Consider the following 19,585-nt stretch of genomic DNA (forward strand, 5'->3'; position numbering starts at 1 on the left):
CAGTCCCCGGGAGGCCGAAAAGCAGTCCGCCGCCCCCGCCGGCGCCACCATTGCCAGCAGCTGCGGAGCTGCTCCCCGGAGTGCCGGCCGCGCCCGTTGTGCCGGTCCCGCCGGCGCCTCCCGCACCGCCATTGCCCCACAGCCCGGCGTCGCCGCCGCGGCCGCCGGCCATCCCGGCGGCGCCGGACCCGCCGGCGCCGCCGTTGCCCCACAAAATTCCGCCAGGTCCGCCGGGTGCCCCCGTCCCGGGTGCTCCGTTCGTGCCGTCACCGATGAGCGGACGCCCCAACAACAGATTCGTGGGCGCGTTGATCACAGCCAGCACGTCATCGACGAGGGTCTGCAATGGGTTGACGCTGGCCGCCTCAGCAGCGGCGTATGCGCTTCCGGCCCCGGTCAAGGCCTGGACGAACTGCGTGTGAAATGCCGCCGCCTGAGTGCTCAGGGCTTGGTACTGCTGGGCGTGCCCGGAGAACAGCGCCGCGATCGCCGCCGACACCTCATCCTCGGCGGCAGCCAGCACCGCGGTGGTCGATCTAGCCGCGGCCGCATTGGCCGTACTCAGTGACGACCCGATGCCGGCTACGTTCGCCGCTCCCGTCGTCAACATGTCCGTTGCCGCGATCACATACGACATGGTGGTCCTCCCAGCAGGCCGCCCGATGGCCCGTCGCTGAATATGAAGAAGGCAATAAGTATCACAATTCCGGCACCAGGATTTCGGCTTTTGGTTAAAATTCCCGCCGCGCTTCGGCAAATAGAAATTAGCAAATTAGTTGAGCGCAATAAATAAATCTCTATCCACGGTGCTCGGACCACGAAGCGTTGCGCGATTATGGGGCGATGAGTGAGTTTGTGGCACTGGCGGCCGACGCGACCAAGCTCAAGGTGGACGCAACCAGCAACGCAGCCAATGCCCAACTTCTGCATGGTGGCGGCGCTGCGGCGGCCATCTCCCGCGTCGGCGCGAGCGCCGCGCGAATCGCAGGACGAGGCGTCTATCGGGCTCGGTGAGGCGGTCGAAACCACAGCTGGCAAATCGCCGGCACGTTATGCAATCCACCCGGCGACAATGGAGCTGGGGGCTCGAATTCCACTGGCTTTGGTGGCATTCGTTGAATCCGTGGTGTTCGCGGTCCACGCGACGATGCCGAGCGAGCGTTCACCGCCGCGCTACAGGCCTAACCCGGCGACAAATAGCGTTCGACCGAAGCGACTTTCTGCGTCATCGCGTCGGTAGCACCACTTCGCCAGTCCGCCTTGATCACGGCGCTGACGCGGGGTGCGCGGGCGGCCACGGCTGCCACCGCGCGCTGCACGACGGCCATGACTTCTTCCCAGGTGTCGCCTTCGATCACGGTGAACATGGAATCGGTTTTATTGGGCAGACCGGAATCGCGGACCACCCGCACCGCGTCGGCAACGATCTCGCCGACACCCTCGCCCACACCCAACGGGGTAACCGAAAACGCGACCAGCACAGACATTCGTCTACTGTCGCATGGCAGCATCGAGGCCCATGCGAGTTATGGTGCAACGGGTCTCCTCTGCAGCGGTGTCGGTGGAGGGCCGAGTGGTGGGTGCCATCCGGCCCGACCGACAGGGTCTGCTCGCTTTCGTGGGCGTCACCCACAGCGATGGTCCGGACCAGGCGCAGCGACTGGCCGAAAAGCTTTGGAATCTGCGTATTCTCGCCCAGGAGAAGTCGGCGTCCGACGTCAATGCGCCGATATTGGTCGTCAGCCAGTTCACGCTGTACGCCGACACGGCCAAAGGCCGCCGACCGTCATGGAATGCCGCGGCCCCCGGCGCGGTCGCTGAGCCCTTGGTGGCGACGTTCGCAGCTGCGCTGCGGCGTCTCGGCGCACACGTGGAGGCCGGGGTGTTCGGCGCGCATATGGAGGTCGAACTGGTCAACGACGGACCGGTGACCGTCATGCTGGAGCTCTGAGTGGCGGGTACGTTGGCCATGATGACGACACCTGAATTCGGCTCGCTGCGCTCCGACGACGATCAGTGGGACATTGTCAGCAGCGTGGGCTACACCGCGCTGCTGGTGGCCGGCTGGCGGGCAGTGCACGCGCTGAGCCCGCGACCGCTGGTTCGCGACGAATACGCGCAGCATTTCATCACCGCTTCGGCCGATCCGTATCTCACCGGTCTGCTGGCCAATCCGGGCACCTCGGCGGATGAGACCACGTTCCCGCGGCTCTACGGCGTGCAAACCCGCTTCTTCGATGACTTCTTCACAGCCGCAGGCGACGCTGGGGTGCGGCAGGCGGTGATCGTCGCGGCGGGTCTGGATTCGCGGGCGTATCGTCTGGAATGGCCTTCGGGAACAACGGTTTTCGAAGTCGACCTACCGAAAGTACTTGAGTTCAAAGCCCATGTGCTGCGCGAGCACGGCGCCGAGCCGGCAGCCACCCGAATCGAGGTGGCAGCGGATCTGCGTACCGACTGGCCGGCGCCGTTGAAAGTGGCCGGTTTTGATCCGCAGCAACCCAGCGCCTGGTCGGTGGAGGGCATATTGCCCTACCTCACCGACGATGCTCAGCACGCACTGTTCACCCGCATCGACGAGCTATCTGCGCCCGGGAGCCGGCTTGCCATCGGAGCACTGGGGTCGCGTCTGGACCACGAGCAGCTGACCGCGCTGGAAGCCAGCCACCCCGGCGTCGATATGTCGGGCAGCGTGGACTTTTCGGCGCTGACCTACGACAACAAAGCCGACCCCGCCGCTTGGCTGGCCGCGCACGGCTGGGCGGTCGAGCCGGTCCAGAACACCCTTGCGCTGCAAGCCGGCTACGGAATGACTCCGCCGGACATAGACGTGAAGCTCGACGGATTCATGCGCTCGCAGTACATAGCGGCAACCAAGTACTAGGGCTTCAGCAGGATCTTCACATCCTTGCCGGTCCGCGACCCCGCCGTCGCATAACCCTTGGCCGCTTCGTCCAACGGCAGTGTCGTGGTGAAGATGCCCTCGACATCGAGCCGGCCCGACTGCAGCAGCGGGATCAACTCCGGCCAGGTGCGCTGTACCGGCGCCGTGGTCAGACGCAGCGTGATGCTGCGGATCAAGCAAGCCAGGGCGGGAAGTGGAAACGGTTGCAGGTCGTGTACCCCGACAACCGAGACGGTGCCACCGGGCCGCACCGCGTTGAGCGCGTCGGTCAGTGATGCATCGGTCGCGACCGCATCGATGAGCGAGTCGGCGCCGCGGCCGCCCGTCGCGGCCAGGATCGCCTCTGCTGCGGGTGCCTCGACCGGTGTGGCGCCCCATTCGGCCGCACGCTGCAGGCGGCCCGCGACCCGATCGACAGCGAAAACCGTTGCGGCGCCTTGCATGAACGCACTGCGCAGCGCGCACAGCCCCACCGCTCCGAGGCCGAATACCGCCACCGTGCCGCCGAACGGAATGTCGGCCCGCTGGGCTGCGGCCCAGCCGGTGGCCAAATTGTCGGTCAGCAGCAGCGCCTGCTCGCCGGTGATGCCGTCGGGAATCTTGAGCAGCTGGAAGTCGGCGGCGGGTACGGCGAGCAGATCGGCCTGGGCGCCGCCCAAGGCGCCGGAACCGAAGATCTGCAGACCGGAGAAACACATGACCGGATCGCGGGTCGCACACCCCGGGCAGGCGCCGCAGCCGGCCACCGACGACACCATCACCAGGTCCCCGACTTGCACGCTGCGCACCTGTGGTCCGGTCTCCACAACGGTGCCGATCGCTTCATGGCCGAGCGCCACCGACTCGGCGAACGGATATTCGCCTTCGTAGAAATGCAGGTCGGATCCGCAGATGCCGGCCGCCGTGACGGCGATGATCGCTCCGTCGGGCCCGGTGAGCGCCGGATCCGGCCGGGTCACGACCTGGATGTTGCCGGGCCCGTCGATGACTACCGTGCGCATGCTGGCGTGCTCACTTTCCTTGTCGCAGAACGAATTGGGACCAATCGGGCTCGCGCACCGCGGCCCAGTACTCGTCGAGGCGCCACGGGCTGACGGTGTGGATCTCGCCGTCGGCGTTCTTGAAATAGGAATGTTTGACGGCCGGGTGGGACCAGACCATCTTCTTGATTTCGGCCTGGGTCCGCCGATGCCACTCGGCGGCGGCGCCTGGCTTCGGTTCCAGCGAATGCAGATTCTGCTCGGCAAGCTGTTTGAGGCACTGGTCGATGTAGCGCATTTGCAGCTCGGACTGAAAGATGAGGCTGCCTCCGTGGGCCAGGTGCGTCCCCGGCCCGTAGATGAGGAACAGGTTCGGGAACTCTGGAACTGTGATGCCGAGGTAGGCGTAGGGGCGGTTACCCCACATGGTGTGCAGATCTATTCCATTGCGGCCCAGGATCTTCAGCGGCCACAAGACATCGGTATGACGAAAGCCGGTGGCGTAGACGATGACGTCGGCGTCGTGCGTCGTGCCGTCCTGGGTGACGATGCCATGGGGCGTGATTCGCTGAATGGGAGCGCGAATCAGTTCCACGTTCTCCCGTTGCAGCGTTTGCAGCCAGCTGCCGTTGTCCTGCAGGGTGCGCTTGCCGGTGGCGGGATAGTCGGGCATCACCTCGGCCAGCAGATCGTCACGCTCACCCACCTGGCTGGTGATCCACTGGGAGAACATCATTCGGGCGGCGGCGTTGATATCGCTGACGGCGTAGTCCTGGTCGGCGTAGTCGGGGTCGCTGCGCGCGGCGTCGAGGCCCTTGTCGGAGCCCGGCCACAGCACCAGGAAGCGATACCACCGCGCGTAGAACGGGAGATGGCGCATCGCCCAGCGCATGCCGTCGCCGACTCGGTCGTGATACATCGCGTTGGGAAACATCCACTGTGCGGTGCGCTGGAACACGCTGAGGTGCTTGACAATTCCTGCGATGGCGGGCGCGATCTGGAAACCGCTGGCGCCGGCGCCGATCAGCGCGACCCGCTTGCCGGTCGGGTCAACCGAATGGTTCCAGGCGGCGGAGTGAAACGCCGGTCCGGCGAAGGTGCCGGCGCCCTCGAAATCCGGGATGTAGGGCCGGTTCAACTGTCCTACGGCGGTGATGACGGCCCGCGCTTGCAGCGTGCTGATCCGGCCGCCGGCCTCGCGAACCGACACGTTCCAGATGCCCGGGTGATCGTCCCACTCCGCGGACAACACCTCGGTGTTCCACCGCACGTGCTCAGCCAGCGCATGTTTGTTCATCACCTTGGTGAAGTAGTCCCGCAACTCGGACTGCTCGGCGAAGAAGTGTGTCCAGTCGTTGTTGGGTTCGAAGCTGTAGCAATAGAAATGGTTCGCCACGTCGACACGGGCACCGGGATAGCTGTTCTCCCACCAGGTTCCGCCGGGGCCGGGGTTCTTTTCCACGATGTTGAACGGAATGTCGGCTTGGCTGAGCCGGATTCCGGCTAGGATCCCGGACTCGCCACATCCGATGACGAGAACCGGCAGGCGTGCGGCGGGCTCCTTCGGCACGGGCGCCGGGCGGCGCGGATCGGCGCCCTCGAGATCGATTTCTTCCAGCAGCAGTGGTACATAGTCGTCGGGAACCTGCTCGCAGGCAGCCCAATCCAGCATTTCCCGGACCAGCTCCGGCCGCAGCGGCGCCGGCTCCGGACAGCCGCGATCGCGATATTCGGTGATCACCGGTAAGGCCGCAGCACGTGCGCGAGCCTTGTCCTCCTCGGACATGAAACCCTGAATTTCGTTGAGGAAGACGCCCATCTGCTTGAAGTCGCGGATGTAACGAGCGTCGCCGGTGATGTGCACCAGCGAAAGCAGCAGCGTCGGGATGCTTACGTCCCGCAGCGCGTCCTCGATCTCGGCGGCGGGCGTGGTGAAGGGCAGGCCGGCGTACAGGCTGCGCATCGAGCCGATCCTTTCGAGTGAACTACAATTACGCTACCCGCGGTGTCGTAATTGCGAGCAATACGCTACCCGCGGTGCCTTCGTCGATCAAGAGTCGGCGAACGGGTTGGCGTGGGACCATCTGCTCATGAACGAGGATGACCCCGAGCGGCGCATCGCGGAGCTGGAGCGCCAGTTGGCCAACCAGCGGCGCATCGCGGAGCTGGAGCGTCAGCTGGCCGAAGCAAGGGCGGCCGCCGGCCAGGACGAACCCGGGTACGGTGGCGACGACGAGCACGCTCGCCGGTATGCGCAGTCGTTGCTGGAAGGCTTGCGAACCGGCGGTGCGGCTGGACCCGAGGGGCCGTCGGGGCCGGAGATGGATCAGCTCCGGCAGGCATTGCAGCGCGCTGCGGCGGACGCGGGCATGTCGCAAGCGAAGCTCGAGGATGCGCTGCAGCACGCGAACGTGACCATCAAAACGAGTCACTCGGTCGTCTATCCGGGGAACGGGCCGGCCGCATTCGGTGGTCAGGCCGGCTTCGCTCAGCAAGGCCCGCGACGTAAGTCGAAGGGCGCCGATCGTATCGGGGCGATCATCGGAATGGTCGGCGGGCTGCTAGGCGTGTGTGTCGGCGGTGCGGCGGCGTTGACGGCGGTGTTCCCGTCGAGCGCGCTGTGGATGAGCCCGATCGTCTGTCGCCGCCCATATGAGTTGGCGTACAACACCTCTCACTACAGCTACAAGCCCGGCCAGTCGGGAACCAGCGTGAGCTTCCAATGTGTCAGCGGCGCCGACGCCTACGACGTGAACAGCCTTGCAATCGGCGCAGTGCAATCGCTGTTCATCGCGCTAGTGGTCGGTATCGCTGTGGTCGCCGTCCGCACGGTACGGGGTCGCCTGCGCAACAACGCTTAAACGTGTTGTAGCACAAGCTGTTCCAACAGCTATAGCGACTTGTGTGAGACGTCGGCCACCAGGCCGCCGTCCATTACGAACTCGGCCGCGGTCGCATACGAGGATTCGTCGCTGGCGAGAAACAGTACGAACATCGACACTTCCTGTGGCTCCCCCGGCCGTCCCAGCGGGATGTTGAGCAGGTCCTGCGGAAGCTTCGCGGTCATCGGGGTGCGGATGAAGCCCGGATGAATGGAATTCACGCGGATGTTGTTGGGCGACAACTCCAGTGCCGCCGATTTGGTCAGCCCGCGAACCGCCCACTTAGATGTCACGTATCCGTGCACCCATGCTGCGCCCCGCAACCCCTCGATGGACGAGATGTTGATGATGGAACCGCCGCCGGCGGCGATCATCGGATCCACGACAGCCTGGATGCCCAACAGCGTGCCGGTGACGTTGACGTCCAGGATCTGCTGCCACTTGGCCAGGTCGAAAGTCTTGAGCGGACCGTAGTTCATGATCCCGGCGTTGTTGACCAGGACGTTGAGCGTCCCGAATTCCCGCACCGCCGCGGCTGCCGCTGTCGTCCATTGCTCGGGCTGCGTCACGTCGAGATGCACGTAGCGCGCCGCGTCGCCCAGTTCGTCGGCCAGTGCCTGACCTTCGTCGTCGAGGATGTCGCCGATGACGACTTTGGCGCCTTCGGCGACCAGCAACCGCGCGTGTGACTCCCCCATGCCCCGGGCGGCGCCGCTGATCAGTGCAACTTTCGTGTCCACTCGTCCCATGACCGGCCAGGCTACCGCAGGCTGCTAGAACCTGTTCTAATTAGCCGGTTCGGCCCCGGCACGTATCGGGCGGTTGCGCCGGTAACCCGCGCCCACCGGAGGTGAATACGCATCGTGGCTTCGCTCCTCACCGCATGCGGCGGATTCCTGCTCGCCGTCTTGTGGATGGACCTGATCTTCGACGTTCAGGTGCGCAAGCACGGTCCCGAACTGCCCGAAGCGGTGCTCGCCTCCATCGCGGCCTACTACCACCGCGCCACGACCACGTCGCGCCCGATGGGCCGACTGATTGCGGTAGTCATGGTTATCCTGTTGGGCGCGTTAGGGATTCGGACGGCTAACGGCCATGACCCGGCCTGGTTGCTGCTGACGTCGGCCGGTCTGGCGGGTCTCCCGGTCCTGCTGGCGCTCACGCACACCGTCCCCAGCGCGGTTCGGCTGGGAAACCGCACCGACACTGCGCCCGAGCAGAGCCGCCTGGCCCGGTCTGTGTACCGGGATCACGTCTTCTGTGCCGCTTGCATGCTGGGATTCCTGGTGCTGTGGATCGCTCATAGCCTGCCGCTTTGACCATTAGGGGCCGCAGTGATGATGGGTCGTAGTCGTCACGCGCAACACCTGGCTGGCCACGGCGGCGTCGTCCGTACTAAACTAGAACACGTTTCAATTTGCTTAGTCTCGTAGCATCGGTTTTAGCTTCCCAGGAGCAGGCATGCACACCGCCATATGCGATCAACTCGGTATCGAGTTCCCGATTCTTAGCATTGTGGAAATGGGGACCGAGGGTTGATCCGCAGCCGGGACCAGAAGCACCAGGATTCGACCAGACGGGAGCTAGGGAGTGTTTGAAGACACACCTCAGTTCGCGAAGTGGCTTCAGCAAACTTATGGGGGCGGCTCAACCCCGAGGGACATCGTTATCCGAAACTGGCCATTTCAGATTCCGGACACCTCGTGTCCCGCCCCGCTGTACCTCCGGCTCCTCGACCATGGCGAGTACGTCGCCACCGGCGGCCGAGGTATGTCCAACGACACGCTCCGAGATCTGACGAAGTTCTACCAGACACTGCGCGACGAACGCGCGGTTGTGGAGTATGACCCGAAGAACGGAGTTAGCGAGAGCGGAGGCTTGAGCTTGGTCCCACGGGAGCAGAAGGACGGCGACTTGATTATTCGCGTGAACGAGCACACACAGCTGACCGACGAGGGCGAGATGATTTGGCGTTTCCCGCCCCATGACCCCGTCGCTGATTGACGTACACGGTGCGCGAACCGGCACAACTGGTGGCCACCGTACGCACCCCGACTGCAACCCCCTTAGCAAACTCTGACAGGAGAGCCCATTATGCACACACCTATCTGTTCCACGTTAGGTATTGAGTTTCCCATCTTCGCTTTTACCCACTGCCGCGATGTAGTCGTCGCTGTGAGCAAAGCCGGCGGTTTCGGCGTGCTCGGTGCCGTTGGCTTCACCCCCGAGCAGCTGGAAATCGAACTCAAGTGGATCGACGAGAACATCGGTGACCACCCGTACGGGGTCGACATCGTCATCCCGAACAAATACGAAGGCATGGACTCGCACCTGTCGGCCGAGGAGCTGACCAAGACGCTGCAGTCGATGGTGCCGCCGGAACATCTCGAGTTCGCCCGCAAAATACTTGCCGATCATGGCGTTCCGGTCGAAGACGCCGCCCACGACAGCCTGCAGCTCCTCGGCTGGACCGAGGCCACCGCCACCCCACAGGTCGAGGTGGCACTCCAGCACCCCAAGGTGACGATGATCGCCAATGCGCTGGGCACGCCACCGGCCGAGATGATCAAGCACATCCATGCCGAAGGGCGCAAAGTCGCCGCCCTGTGCGGCTCCCCGTCACAGGCCCGCAAGCATGCCGACGCGGGCGTCGACATCATCATCGCCCAGGGCGGCGAGGCCGGTGGGCACTGCGGCGAGGTCGGCTCGATCGTGCTGTGGCCCCAGGTCGTCAAGGAGGTCGCCCCGGTGCCGGTGCTGGCGGCCGGCGGTATCGGCAGTGGCCAGCAGATCGCCGCGGCGCTGGCGCTCGGTGCCCAGGGGGCGTGGACGGGTTCACAGTGGCTGATGGTCGAGGAAGCCTCGAACACCCCCGTTCAGCAAGCCGCGTACGCGAAGGCGAGCAGCCGTGACACCGTGCGTAGCCGTTCGTTCACCGGCAAGCCGGCCCGCATGCTGCGCAACGACTGGACCGAGGCCTGGGAGCAGCCCGACAACCCCAAGCCGCTGGGTATGCCGCTGCAGTACATGGTCTCCGGCATGGCGGTGCGCGCGACGAACAAATACCCGAACGAGACCGTCGACGTCGCGTTCAATCCCGTCGGCCAGGTGGTCGGTCAGTTCAGCAAGGTGGAGAAGACGTCTGCCGTGATCGAGCGCTGGGTGCAGGAGTACCTCGAGGCGACCGCCCGGCTCGACGAACTCAACGCCGCCGCGGCCGTCTGACGCGGCCCTGGCCAGCCCGTCTCAGTCGAGGTCGTCGTCGTCCCCGCCGGTGAACACCTCTTTCACCCGGTCGACCGCGTGGGTACCGATCTCGATGGAGTTTTGCACGATGCCGCTGGCGCCGCCGGCGATGTCGCCGCGGATGATGTCGCTTGCGTTTTCGACGATGTCCGACGCCTTTTCCACGGCATTGGTCGCGATGTCACGGACCGCGTCGACGGCATCTTTAGGATTGAAGCCCATCGGAGTCTCCTATTCATTGGCGAACGCTTGATACGACTGTAGACCCGGCGAAGCCGTCCAACCGGAGTCGCCGGGTCAGTAGTCGACCAGGGTTCGCCAGTAGTCTTCCGGTATCTCCGCGCCAGAGCGCAGTACCCGCGCCAGGCCCGCGGCCATAGCGATTCCGAGCAGGCCGAGCCAAAGTCCGGCCAGCCCTATGACCCACCACAACACGGTGGTCACCGCCGGCCATGGCGAGAGGACGGCAAGCACTGGTGCGAAGAAGAAGCCGGCCCCGATGTACCACGCCGACCCGGCACGGTCAGACGCCAGCACGAAACGCAACCACCGCGGTACCGGTGATTCCGCAGGCTGGCGGTCGCGCGTCATGGCTCAGGCGGGAAGAATCCTGCCCCCGTGAACCAGCCCTCCTGCCACCCCTGAGCTCCCAGGCAGAGCATCGGCAGGCCGGCCGGCGATTGGGCCGCTGCTTGCGGCTTCGGGCACGGCGCACCGATCTGCTGAACGCCGTACAGGGGGTAGGAGATGACCCAGTAGCCGGTGTCGGCCGCCGGGAATTGGTTGGGTGGCGGGAAATGGCAGGCCTCGGCCTGACCGCTGGGGCCACGCCCGAAGATGAAGCGTTCGTAGTTGTCGCAGGGGGCGCCGAGCGAGGCGTCGTAGTTCATCCCCGGTACATCCCCCGGCCAGCGGCCGTTGTCGGCGCCGGCGACGGGCGCTGCAGCGATTGCGGCCCCCGCGACCGCTGCGGCTGCGAGCATTTCGCGAATCATGTTCCACCCCTCTACGGCACCGGCGAGTTTCACCAAAGCATAACGATTGTGGCATGGCCCACAAGGCCATTATCGTCTTTGCCGGATCCATCGACTAGCCGTTGCCGGACATGCTGTCTTGCTGCGCGTTTGCGGGAAGGGTGTACCCGATGACGGTCGAGTTTCGCCTACTCGGCGACGTCGAAGCGCGCGTTGGTGAGCAGCGGCTCGACATCGGCCATGCGCGCCGCCGCTGTGTGTTGGTTGCGTTGCTGATCGATGTGAACCATGCCGTTTCGCCGGAGCAGTTGGTCGATCGGGTGTGGTCGGATCGACCGCCGCGGCGCGCGCGGAACTCGTTGGCGGGCTACGTGTCTCGGCTGCGAACCCTGCTTGCCGCCGCCGAGGGCGTGGTGATTTCGCGTGGGCCGGCCGGATACATGCTCAGCACCGATGCGCGGTCGGTGGATCTGCATCGGTTCCGGCATCTGGCAGCTCAAGCGCGCACGACCGCGGATCCGGTGCAGGCCGCGGCATTGTTCGAACGCGCGCTCGCCGAGTGGTCCGGTGAACCGTTTATGTTCCTGGATACCCCGTGGGTCAACGAAGTTCGCAGCGGCGTACAGGCCGAACGCTTCGCAGTCGAACTGGACCGCAACGATGCTGCCCTGCGCGCCGGACGCCACGCCGATTTGCTCGCGGACCTCATCGCGGGGATGTCCACGCACCCGCTGGACGAGCGGTTGGCCGCCCAGTTGATGCTGGCCCAGTATCGCTGTGGCCGGCAGGCTGATGCGCTGGACACCTACCGCCAGACGCGGACGCGGCTGATCGAGCAACTCGGCGTCGAACCCGGCCAGTTGCTCAGCCAGGTGCATCAACGGATCCTCGCCGGCGAGGCCGACAGCGACCAGGCCGTGCGGCGCGGCGGACCCGCAGCCGACGCCGGGTCAGCGCCTGTGCACACCGGCGATAAGCACCAGTTGGCAGTGCTGCGCCGAACTACCAGCTTCGTCGGCCATGAAGACGAGTTGGCGCGCAGCGTTGCCGCGTTGCGGATGGGGCCGCTGGTGACGCTGACCGGTGTCGGTGGTGTGGGCAAGACACGCCTGGCCTTCGAGGTCGCGCGGCGTGAACACGATCGCTTCGCCGACGGCGTGTGGGTGTGCGAATTGGGGCCGGTCGAGCGCGGTGACGCCGTGGGACACACTGTGGCCGCGGCCTTTCGGCTGCAACAGCACCGCGGCCTGGATATCGAAGAGTCGGTGATCGAGTATCTGCGGTCCCGTGAGGTTCTGCTGGTGGTCGACAACTGCGAGCATGTGCTGGAGGCGGCCGCTGACCTGGTGGAGCGGATCGTGCAGCAGTGTCCGGGAGTTTCGGTGCTGGCGACCAGCAGACAGCCGCTCAGTGTCGAGGGTGAACACATGGTCGTCATCGAGCCGCTGCCAGTGCACGACGCGACGCGGCTGTTCGCCGATCGGGCCCAGGCCGGCCGGCCGGACTTCAATTTCGATGTGCAGCCCATCGATGCGGTGGCTGAGATTTGCCGGCGGGTTGATTGTCTGCCGTTGGGCGTGGAGTTGGCGGCCGCGCGGATGCGGGTGATGAGTGCCCCTGATGTGGTTCGTCGGCTGGACCGGTTGGGTTTTCTGCGGGGTGCGGTGCGCGGAGCGCCGGCCCGCCAGCAAAGCTTGGCCGCGACGATCGATTGGTCATATCGGCTGTTGGTCGAACCCGAGCAGGCGTTGTTCGCCCGGCTTTCGGTGTTCGCGGGTTCCTTCGACCTCGACTCGGCCCACGCGGTCTGCGGGCCTGAGGGGTCGCGCGAGGACGACACGCTCGACCTGCTTGCCGGTCTGGTCGACAAGTCGATGGTGGTGGTGCGCAATATCACCGACCGCACGCGCTATTCCGTTCTGGAAACGCTGCGTGCCTACGGTCGGGAACGCCTGCGGGAGCAAGGGATTGACAACCAGTTGGCCAAGCGCCACGCGCTCTACTTCACCGAGCTCGCCGAGCAGACCGGGGCCGGTTTGCACACCGCACAGGAGCGTGACTGGGTCGAGCGGATGCTGCCTGATTACGACAACCTGCGGGTCGCGTTCGAGCGGGCGATGTCCGACAACGAGCTCGAAATGGGTATGCGGCTGGTTGCGTCGGTTGCCGAACTTGTCGGCCTGCGCATCGGTTTCGAGGTAGCAGAATGGGCCGAGCGCCTCATCGCTGTGGCAGATCCTGCCCATCCTTTGTTCGTCGCCGTGGTAGGCACGGCTGCCCGCGGTGCATGGAACGGTGGGAACCCGTCGCGCGCGCGTGCGTTGGCTGACCTGGTCAACGGGCGGATTCCAGACCGTGGCGCTGCGCGCATCGCCTACCCCGCTGACGTGCAGGCCGACATGGCCCTGTTCAGCGACGACCCCTATGCCGCTTGGGTGCACTGGGATAGCGAGGCGCTGCGCGCCCGCCGCGAGGACGACCCAATCCGTCTGGTGCAGTCGGTTTCCGCGCTGGCGGTCGGTCAGGCTGCACTGGGTGACCCCGATGCCGCCTTGGCCGTCACCGAGGAGTCGGTGGCGATCGCTGACAGCACGGGCAACCCGACGGCGCAGTCGATGGCCTATTTTTCGCTGGGATACCTGCTGAAGAAGTCAGCACCCGAGCGCGCGCTCTTCCTGTTCGACGAGGCAGCGCGATTGGCTGGGGATGTGCAGAATCGTTGGTGGTTCGGCATCGCGTTGATGGAAGGCGCCGCCACGCGTGCCGTGCACGGCGATCCCGCGGAAGCGGCGCGCATGTTCATCGACGTGCTCGACCACTGGGAGCGGGTCGGCGACTGGGTCGAGCAGTGGGTCACACTGCGTTACATCACCCGATTCCTGGCCCGGCTCGGAGCCGAGGAGGACGCGCTGTTTCTGCACCGCATGGTCGTCGACGCCGGAAAGCGTCCGCCGCTGCGCCCCGAGCAATTGGGCGCCCTCGCCGATCGTTTGGGCACTGAGGTTTTCGTGACGTACCGCGAAACGAAGCTCGCCCCCGCGGCAACCGTCGCCCGCGCGCGTTCCTGCCTGCAACGGTATGCCGAACACCCCGCCGTTCCGGTGGTGTGACGACGACTGGTCGTCCTGGTAAGCCTCCCGACCAGGGCATTCAATAATTGGTCAAAGAGTTGTGAACGCTCATCGCGCACTGTGGTCGCATCAGTGAACGAGCTGAACGCGGCGCGTGGTTGTGAAGGAGCGTCGATCGATGGGTACCCAACTGTGCGATCCGGATTCGGTGATGGATGCCGCGGAAAGCCTTGCGGGACAAGGTGGATTGGAGGCATTGACGCTTCGTGCGGTCACCGCGATAACCGGCGCATCGATGGCCGCGATCTACCAAATGTATGGCTGCCGCGAGTGTCTGATCGGGCAAGCCTGGCTGCGCGCAGCGCGGCGCTTTCTCGGACTGCTCAGCACGTTGGTAGACGAGGCGCAGGCCTGCGGCACTCCACTTGACGAGGTGTTCGCGGCGTGCCGCAATCCGGGGAATCGTCGAGGTCGGCCCGCCACCGGTCGATCCGTGACCCACAAATGCGCGTCGACCTGCGCATTTCAGCATTATCCATGCTTTATGCATGGCTTGCCCGGCACAGTAACTCGCGTCCATCACCGACATGCCGAACTGCGCGATGCGGCGGGCCGCATCGCTGGGAAGAAGGAGCGTCAACATATGTCGAGTTCTCAGCGCTGGGATGCGGACCCGGTTATCGACGTCGCACTGGATGTCACTGAAAATCTTGTCAGCCGTGCCGGACTCGACGCCGTGACGATTCGCGCGGTTGCCAGGCTCACCGGTCTTTGCACGGCTGAGATCTACCAAATGTATGGGTCGCGAGAAGGCCTGATCGGTCAGACTTGGCTGCGTGCCGCGCGACGCTTCGCCGGTTTGCTGACCTCGTTGATCGAGCGGGCGCACGCCGATGGCACACCGCTCGATGAGGTGCTGGCCGCCGCGGAGACCTCGCTTGTGTATCCCACGCGCTACCCCCAATCGGGTGCGCTGCTGCTACTCGTCAGCCGAGAAGAGTTGCTCGGCTTGGCGATACCTGACGCAATCACCGCACAGCTGCGCGAGGTGGACGAGCAATTCAGCGCGGCGATCACGCGCCTAGCGCTGGGAATGTGGGACCGCACCGACGCTCACGCGCTCGACCTTATTTCAGTGTGCGTGATCGACCTTCCCAAGCGCATCCTCGCCAGAGGCACCCGGTACAGCAACAGCCTCTTGCGGGCATACCTGTGTGCCGCCGTCCGGGGAGTGATGCAGGCCGGCCCGCCCCCGTTGGAGCCCGGGTTCAGCGCCGATCTGAGCTGGTCGCCGCTGCACCGCGGCGAGCCTGTCGTGCTCGCCGGCTGGGTCAACACCGGCTAGGTAGCCGAACCAGCCGAACCGCAGCCGAACCAGCCGACCGGCCGACCGGCCGGTAGGCACAGATGAGGACGCCGCTGCCGGTCACAGTCGAGGAGTCTTCCGGTGCGCCCGGGCCTGGAGCACCCCAGCCAGACCCATGGACCTCACAACGAGTCCGAGCACCTTTTCGCTAAGCGGTGCTCTCCCGGTCTAGACCGCCGACATGCCCAAACTCATCGGTGTCGCCGCAATCCTTCCCAACTTCGGTGTAGCAATGGATTATTGGCACCAGACAACCACGAGACATCGCCGTATCGAGGAGTAGGCCTGTGACCGCCGCGGAATCCAAGACCACGCCGACGCCCAATCTGCCTCCCGGGTTCGATTTCACCGACCCAGATATCTATGCCGAGCGGTTACCAGTAAAAGAGCTGGCCGAAATGCGCCGAACCGCACCGATCTGGTGGAACGAGCAGCCGCTCGGCGTCGGCGGATTCGATGACGGCGGTTTTTGGGTGGTGTCCAAGCACAAGGACGTCAAAGAGATCTCGCTGCGCAGCGATGTCTTCTCCAGCCTGCAGAAGACGGCCTTGCCAAGGTATAAAGACGGCACGGTCGGCGAACAGATCGAGCGGGGCAAGTTCGTCCTGCTCAACATGGATGCCCCGCAGCACACCCACCTGCGCAAGATCATCTCCCGGGGCTTCACCCCCCGCGCCGTCGAGCGCCTGCGCGAGGATCTCAACGAGCGCGCGCGGCACATCGTCGAGATCGCCGCCGCCCAGGGCACCGGCGACTTCGTTGAACAGGTGTCGTGCGAACTGCCGCTACAAGCCATCGCCGGCCTGCTCGGGGTGCCGCAGGAGGACCGGATGAAGCTATTCCACTGGTCCAACGAAATGGTGGGTGACCAAGATCCGGAGTTCGCCACCAACGACGCCATGAACGCCTCGGTCGAGCTGATCATGTATGCCATGCAGATGGCGGCGGATCGGGCTAAAAACCCCGGCGAAGACATCGTCACCAAACTGGTCCAGGCCGACATCGACGGGCACAAACTCTCCGAGGACGAATTCGGCTTCTTCGTCATTCTGTTGGCCGTCGCGGGCAACGAGACCACCCGCAACTCCATCACCCAGGGCATGATGGCCTTCACCGAGTTCCCCGATCAGTGGGAGCTGTACAAGAGGGAGCGCCCGGCCACCACCGCCGACGAGATCGTCCGGTGGGCCACTCCGGTCACCTCGTTCCAGCGCACGGCGTTAGAGGACTACGAATTGTCCGGCGTGCAGATCAAGAAGGGGCAACGAGTGGTGATGGTGTACCGCTCGGCCAATTTCGACGAGGAAGTGTTCGACGATCCATTTACCTTCAACATCCTGCGAAACCCAAACCCGCACGTGGGATTTGGCGGTACCGGCGCGCACTACTGCATTGGCGCCAACCTGGCGCGGATGACCATCGACTTGATGTTCAATGCGATCGCCGACGCCATGCCCGATCTGGAATCGGTGGGAAAGCCCGAGCGGCTGCGCTCGGGGTGGCTCAACGGAATCAAACACTGGCAGGTGGACTACCACAGCAACGGGGGCGGCAATTGCCCTGTGGCGCACTAGGATACCCATGGCCACGCACCGCGCTGCCCAAATCCAGTCACCGGGCGCATCGCTAGAGGTCGTTGACGCCGAAACCACTGCACCCGGTCGCGACTGGGTGCGGGTATCGGTCTCGGCGTGTGGCGTATGCGGCACCGACCGTGCCTTCGTCAACGGCGGCTTTCCAGACATCCCGTGGCCCTTGACCCTGGGGCACGAAATCGCCGGCACCATAGCCGAACTCGGCGCCGGTGTCGTCGGCTTCGCCGTCGGCGACCGAGTGGCGATCGGCTGGTTCGGCGGACACTGCAACCAGTGCATCCCGTGCCGCAAGGGCGATTTCATTCACTGCGCGAACATGCGAGTGCCGAGCTGGCACTACCCCGGCGGGTATTCGGAATCGGTGACGGTGCCGGCCAACGCGTTGGCGCGGATACCGTCCGAGCTTTCCTTCGTCGAAGCCGCCCCGATGGGCTGTGCGGGGGTGACGACGTACAACGCGCTGCGCCACACCGCTGCCCTGCCCGGCGACCGGGTCGCTGTCCTGGGCGTCGGCGGTCTCGGGCACCTGGCCGTGCAATTCTCCCGCGCGATGGGCTTTGAGACCATTGCGATTGCGCGCGGTGCCGCCAAGGCCGAGGACGCGCGCCAGCTCGGTGCCCATCACTACATCGACTCCACCAATGAGGATGTCGGAGCAGCCATGCAGGCACTCGGTGGAGCAGCCGTCGTATTGGCGACTGCCGGCAATTCCCAAGCCATGGCAGAAACGGTGAGCGGGCTGGCGCCCCGCGGCGAACTCATCGTCGTCGGTGTCACCGCCGAACCACTGCCGATCAGCCCCGCGCAACTGATCGGGCCGGGCCTCACGGTCACCGGCCACCCTTCCGGCACCGCCCGCGACGTCGAGGAGACGATGCATTTCGCGGTCCTGTCGGGGGTGCGGGCCTGGAGCCAGCAGCGACCGCTGTCGGAGGCGGCCGACGGGTACGCGGACATGGAGCACGCGCGCTCGCGCTACCGCACGGTTCTCACCGTGTGACCCGGACCGGGGTCGAATAAGGTCGTTGCGTGGGCGACGTATGGACCCTGGATTCAACAGCTGGTGAGTTGCTGCTACACACCGGTGTTGCGGGCCGGGCCGCGAGCATGGGCCATCGGCTCACGATTGCGATGACCCGGTGGCGCGCCACGGTGCGGTGGGCGGGCGCAGAACCGATCGCCGCAGAGCTTGCGGTCGAGGTGAATTCGCTGGAAGTGCTACGCGGCGAGGGCGGCATCAAAGGCTTATCCGGGCCCGAGAAGGGCCTGGTTCGGGCAAATGCGCTGAGGTCGCTCGACGCGGGCCGCTATCCCGATATCCGTTTCGTCGCTGCGGCCATTGACAAGGCGGCCGACGGTTACCGCCTGTCCGGAACGCTGCATATCCGTGCGGCCTCGCGTGAGCACGTAATCGATTTGCGCACAGATGATGTCGGCGACTCCTGGCGGATGACGGCGCAATCAACGGTCAAGCAGTCCGATTACGGTGTCAAGCCCTACTCGCTGATGATGGGGTCCCTTCGGGTCACCGACGATGTGGACGTGTCCTTCACCGCGGTTCACGTCAAGGACAATTGATCCAATGCTGTTGCCACGTAATTGAATAGACGCAGATAGCTGGTTAAGGAGCGCCGATGGTGCAATCCGAGCTTTATCCGGTCCGGGTCCGCGGTGATCTCGATCCCGGGTTGTCGCGCTGGCAGTGGCTGGTCAAGTGGATTTTGGCGGTGCCCCATTACCTCGTGCTGATTTTCCTGCACGTCGCGGCTGTGGTGATCACGGTGGTCGCATTCTTTGCGATCCTGGTCACCGGCAGGTATCCGCGGGCGCTTTTCGAGTTCAATGTCGGAGTGCTGCGCTGGCGTTGGCGCGTCGGCTTTTACGCGTTCTCGGCGCTGGGGACGGATCGATACCCGCCGTTCAGTCTGCGTCCGAAGGCCGATTATCCCGCCGACTTGACGGTCGACTATCCGCAGCGCCTGCATCGGGGCCTGGTGCTGATCAAGTGGTGGCTACTGGTGCTTCCCCACTACCTGATTCTGGCCGTCTTCTTCTCCGGCGGATGGCGGGTTTTCATGGTGCACCGCCACGAGTGGGTGGGCCTGCGGCTGCCGTCATTGCTGGCGGTGCTGGTGCTCGCGGCGGTGGTGGGACTGTTATTCACCGGTCGCTATCCCCGCGGTCTGTATGACCTGGTGCTCGGAATCAATCGGTGGGGTTTCCGGGTGCGCGCCTATGCCGCGCTGCTGTGCGACGAGTATCCGCCGTTTCGGCTCGACATGGGGCCTCGCGAACCTGAGCCCACACCGGCAGCCCAAACCGACCCGTGACATCTACTCCGGCGGGCGGGTCCCGGTGTCCCCGTAGGTGCCGGGGATGTGCTCGAGCACTCTGGTCAAGATCAGGCCGTTGGTCGGATCCGTGCGCGGGACCAAGCCGCTGGGCTGATCCTCCGGCGCGGATTCGGTGAGCTGTTCGCCGGCCGTCAGGCGGATGGGCTCCTGCTGTGCCGGGGCTGGGGCCTGAGCTGGTGCCGGGGCCTGCGCCTGGGGGTGGGAGACGGCCG

The 19,585-nt window shown here is 65.1% G+C and carries 20 protein-coding genes and 2 pseudogenes; 13 read left to right on the forward strand and 9 right to left on the reverse strand.

Features of this window, described 5'->3' with window-relative positions; genetic code table 11:
* Positions 1-637: PE family protein (locus BST12_RS25655; protein WP_139801932.1), on the reverse strand; the 637-nt coding region annotated here is incomplete at its 3' end.
* Positions 638-843: 206 nt separating this feature from the next.
* On the opposite strand from BST12_RS25655, the pseudogene BST12_RS25660 reads away from it, so the two are divergent.
* Positions 844-1,084, forward strand: a pseudogene (locus BST12_RS25660) (macro domain-containing protein); the annotation flags it as partial.
* A 97-nt stretch (positions 1,085-1,181) separates the two neighbouring features.
* On the opposite strand, the gene BST12_RS25665 reads toward BST12_RS25660, so the two are convergent.
* Entirely contained in the window at positions 1,182-1,487 is a 306-nt protein-coding gene (locus tag BST12_RS25665) for an MTH1187 family thiamine-binding protein (protein WP_083116044.1), read from the reverse strand.
* A 32-nt stretch (positions 1,488-1,519) separates the two neighbouring features.
* Here BST12_RS25665 and dtd point away from each other — a divergent pair, with 32 nt between their 5' ends.
* Both dtd and BST12_RS25675 read left to right on the forward strand, forming a co-directional pair.
* Entirely contained in the window at positions 1,520-1,951 is a 432-nt protein-coding gene (dtd, locus tag BST12_RS25670; protein WP_083116045.1) for a D-aminoacyl-tRNA deacylase, read from the forward strand.
* Between the two features lie 21 nt (positions 1,952-1,972).
* Positions 1,973-2,884 carry a class I SAM-dependent methyltransferase gene (locus BST12_RS25675; protein ID WP_083116062.1) on the forward strand — a complete coding sequence of 304 codons (912 nt, stop codon included), beginning with the start codon at positions 1,973-1,975 and terminating at the stop codon, positions 2,882-2,884.
* Here the strand turns inward: BST12_RS25675 and BST12_RS25680 are convergent.
* Positions 2,881-3,906 carry an alcohol dehydrogenase catalytic domain-containing protein gene (locus tag BST12_RS25680; protein WP_083116046.1) on the reverse strand — a complete coding sequence of 342 codons (1,026 nt, stop codon included), beginning with the start codon at positions 3,904-3,906 and terminating at the stop codon, positions 2,881-2,883. The genes BST12_RS25675 and BST12_RS25680 overlap by 4 nt on opposite strands.
* Before the next feature lie 10 nt (positions 3,907-3,916).
* On the reverse strand, positions 3,917-5,848 hold the full coding sequence (locus BST12_RS25685) for a flavin-containing monooxygenase (protein ID WP_083116047.1): 1,932 nt from the start codon (positions 5,846-5,848) through the stop codon (positions 3,917-3,919).
* 127 nt (positions 5,849-5,975) lie between these two features.
* Between BST12_RS25685 and BST12_RS25690 the strand changes: the two genes are divergently transcribed.
* Positions 5,976-6,746, forward strand: a complete 771-nt coding sequence (locus tag BST12_RS25690) for a hypothetical protein (protein ID WP_083116048.1) — start codon at positions 5,976-5,978, stop codon at positions 6,744-6,746.
* Between the two features lie 29 nt (positions 6,747-6,775).
* Here the strand turns inward: BST12_RS25690 and BST12_RS25695 are convergent, their stop codons facing one another.
* Positions 6,776-7,516: a glucose 1-dehydrogenase gene (locus BST12_RS25695; protein WP_083116049.1), complete on the reverse strand. Its 741-nt coding sequence runs from the start codon at positions 7,514-7,516 to the stop codon at positions 6,776-6,778.
* Positions 7,517-7,630: 114 nt separating this feature from the next.
* On the opposite strand from BST12_RS25695, the gene BST12_RS25700 reads away from it, so the two are divergent.
* The 3 genes from BST12_RS25700 to BST12_RS25710 all read left to right on the forward strand — a co-directional run bounded on the left by BST12_RS25700 (position 7,631) and on the right by BST12_RS25710 (position 9,992).
* Entirely contained in the window at positions 7,631-8,086 is a 456-nt protein-coding gene (locus BST12_RS25700; protein WP_083116050.1) for a hypothetical protein, read from the forward strand.
* Positions 8,087-8,357: 271 nt separating this feature from the next.
* A complete protein-coding gene (locus BST12_RS33705) occupies positions 8,358-8,771 on the forward strand; it encodes a hypothetical protein (RefSeq protein ID WP_083116051.1) in 414 nt (137 codons plus the stop codon).
* A 90-nt stretch (positions 8,772-8,861) separates the two neighbouring features.
* Positions 8,862-9,992: a nitronate monooxygenase gene (locus BST12_RS25710; RefSeq protein ID WP_083116052.1), complete on the forward strand. Its 1,131-nt coding sequence runs from the start codon at positions 8,862-8,864 to the stop codon at positions 9,990-9,992.
* A 21-nt stretch (positions 9,993-10,013) separates the two neighbouring features.
* Here the strand turns inward: BST12_RS25710 and BST12_RS25715 are convergent, their stop codons facing one another.
* From BST12_RS25715 to BST12_RS25725, 3 genes are all read right to left on the reverse strand, one after another.
* Positions 10,014-10,235: an Rv1893 family protein gene (locus BST12_RS25715; protein WP_083116053.1), complete on the reverse strand. Its 222-nt coding sequence runs from the start codon at positions 10,233-10,235 to the stop codon at positions 10,014-10,016.
* A gap of 75 nt (positions 10,236-10,310) precedes the next feature.
* A complete protein-coding gene (locus BST12_RS25720; RefSeq protein ID WP_083116054.1) occupies positions 10,311-10,604 on the reverse strand; it encodes a hypothetical protein in 294 nt (97 codons plus the stop codon).
* Positions 10,601-11,008 carry a hypothetical protein gene (locus BST12_RS25725; RefSeq protein WP_083116055.1) on the reverse strand — a complete coding sequence of 136 codons (408 nt, stop codon included), beginning with the start codon at positions 11,006-11,008 and terminating at the stop codon, positions 10,601-10,603. Before BST12_RS25725 ends, BST12_RS25720 begins: the two co-directional genes overlap by 4 nt.
* A gap of 149 nt (positions 11,009-11,157) precedes the next feature.
* On the opposite strand from BST12_RS25725, the gene BST12_RS25730 reads away from it, so the two are divergent.
* From BST12_RS25730 to BST12_RS25755, 6 genes are all read left to right on the forward strand, one after another.
* Entirely contained in the window at positions 11,158-14,097 is a 2,940-nt protein-coding gene (locus BST12_RS25730) for an AfsR/SARP family transcriptional regulator (RefSeq protein WP_083116056.1), read from the forward strand.
* Positions 14,098-14,236: 139 nt separating this feature from the next.
* A complete protein-coding gene (locus BST12_RS25735; protein ID WP_083116057.1) occupies positions 14,237-15,403 on the forward strand; it encodes a TetR/AcrR family transcriptional regulator in 1,167 nt (388 codons plus the stop codon).
* A gap of 308 nt (positions 15,404-15,711) precedes the next feature.
* A complete protein-coding gene (locus BST12_RS25740) occupies positions 15,712-16,998 on the forward strand; it encodes a cytochrome P450 (RefSeq protein ID WP_083116058.1) in 1,287 nt (428 codons plus the stop codon).
* 7 nt (positions 16,999-17,005) lie between these two features.
* The gene (locus BST12_RS25745; RefSeq protein WP_083116059.1) at positions 17,006-18,019 is read left to right on the forward strand and encodes an alcohol dehydrogenase; all 1,014 of its coding nucleotides are present in this window, start codon (positions 17,006-17,008) and stop codon (positions 18,017-18,019) included.
* A 29-nt stretch (positions 18,020-18,048) separates the two neighbouring features.
* A complete protein-coding gene (locus tag BST12_RS25750) occupies positions 18,049-18,597 on the forward strand; it encodes a YceI family protein (RefSeq protein WP_083116060.1) in 549 nt (182 codons plus the stop codon).
* Between the two features lie 56 nt (positions 18,598-18,653).
* On the forward strand, positions 18,654-19,349 hold the full coding sequence (locus tag BST12_RS25755) for a DUF4389 domain-containing protein (RefSeq protein ID WP_083116061.1): 696 nt from the start codon (positions 18,654-18,656) through the stop codon (positions 19,347-19,349).
* Between the two features lie 3 nt (positions 19,350-19,352).
* Here BST12_RS25755 and BST12_RS32275 read toward each other — a convergent pair.
* A pseudogene (locus BST12_RS32275) lies at positions 19,353-19,585 on the reverse strand (DUF7159 family protein); the annotation flags it as partial.

The organism is Mycobacterium angelicum, assembly GCF_002086155.1.
GTDB lineage: Bacteria > Actinomycetota > Actinomycetes > Mycobacteriales > Mycobacteriaceae > Mycobacterium > Mycobacterium angelicum.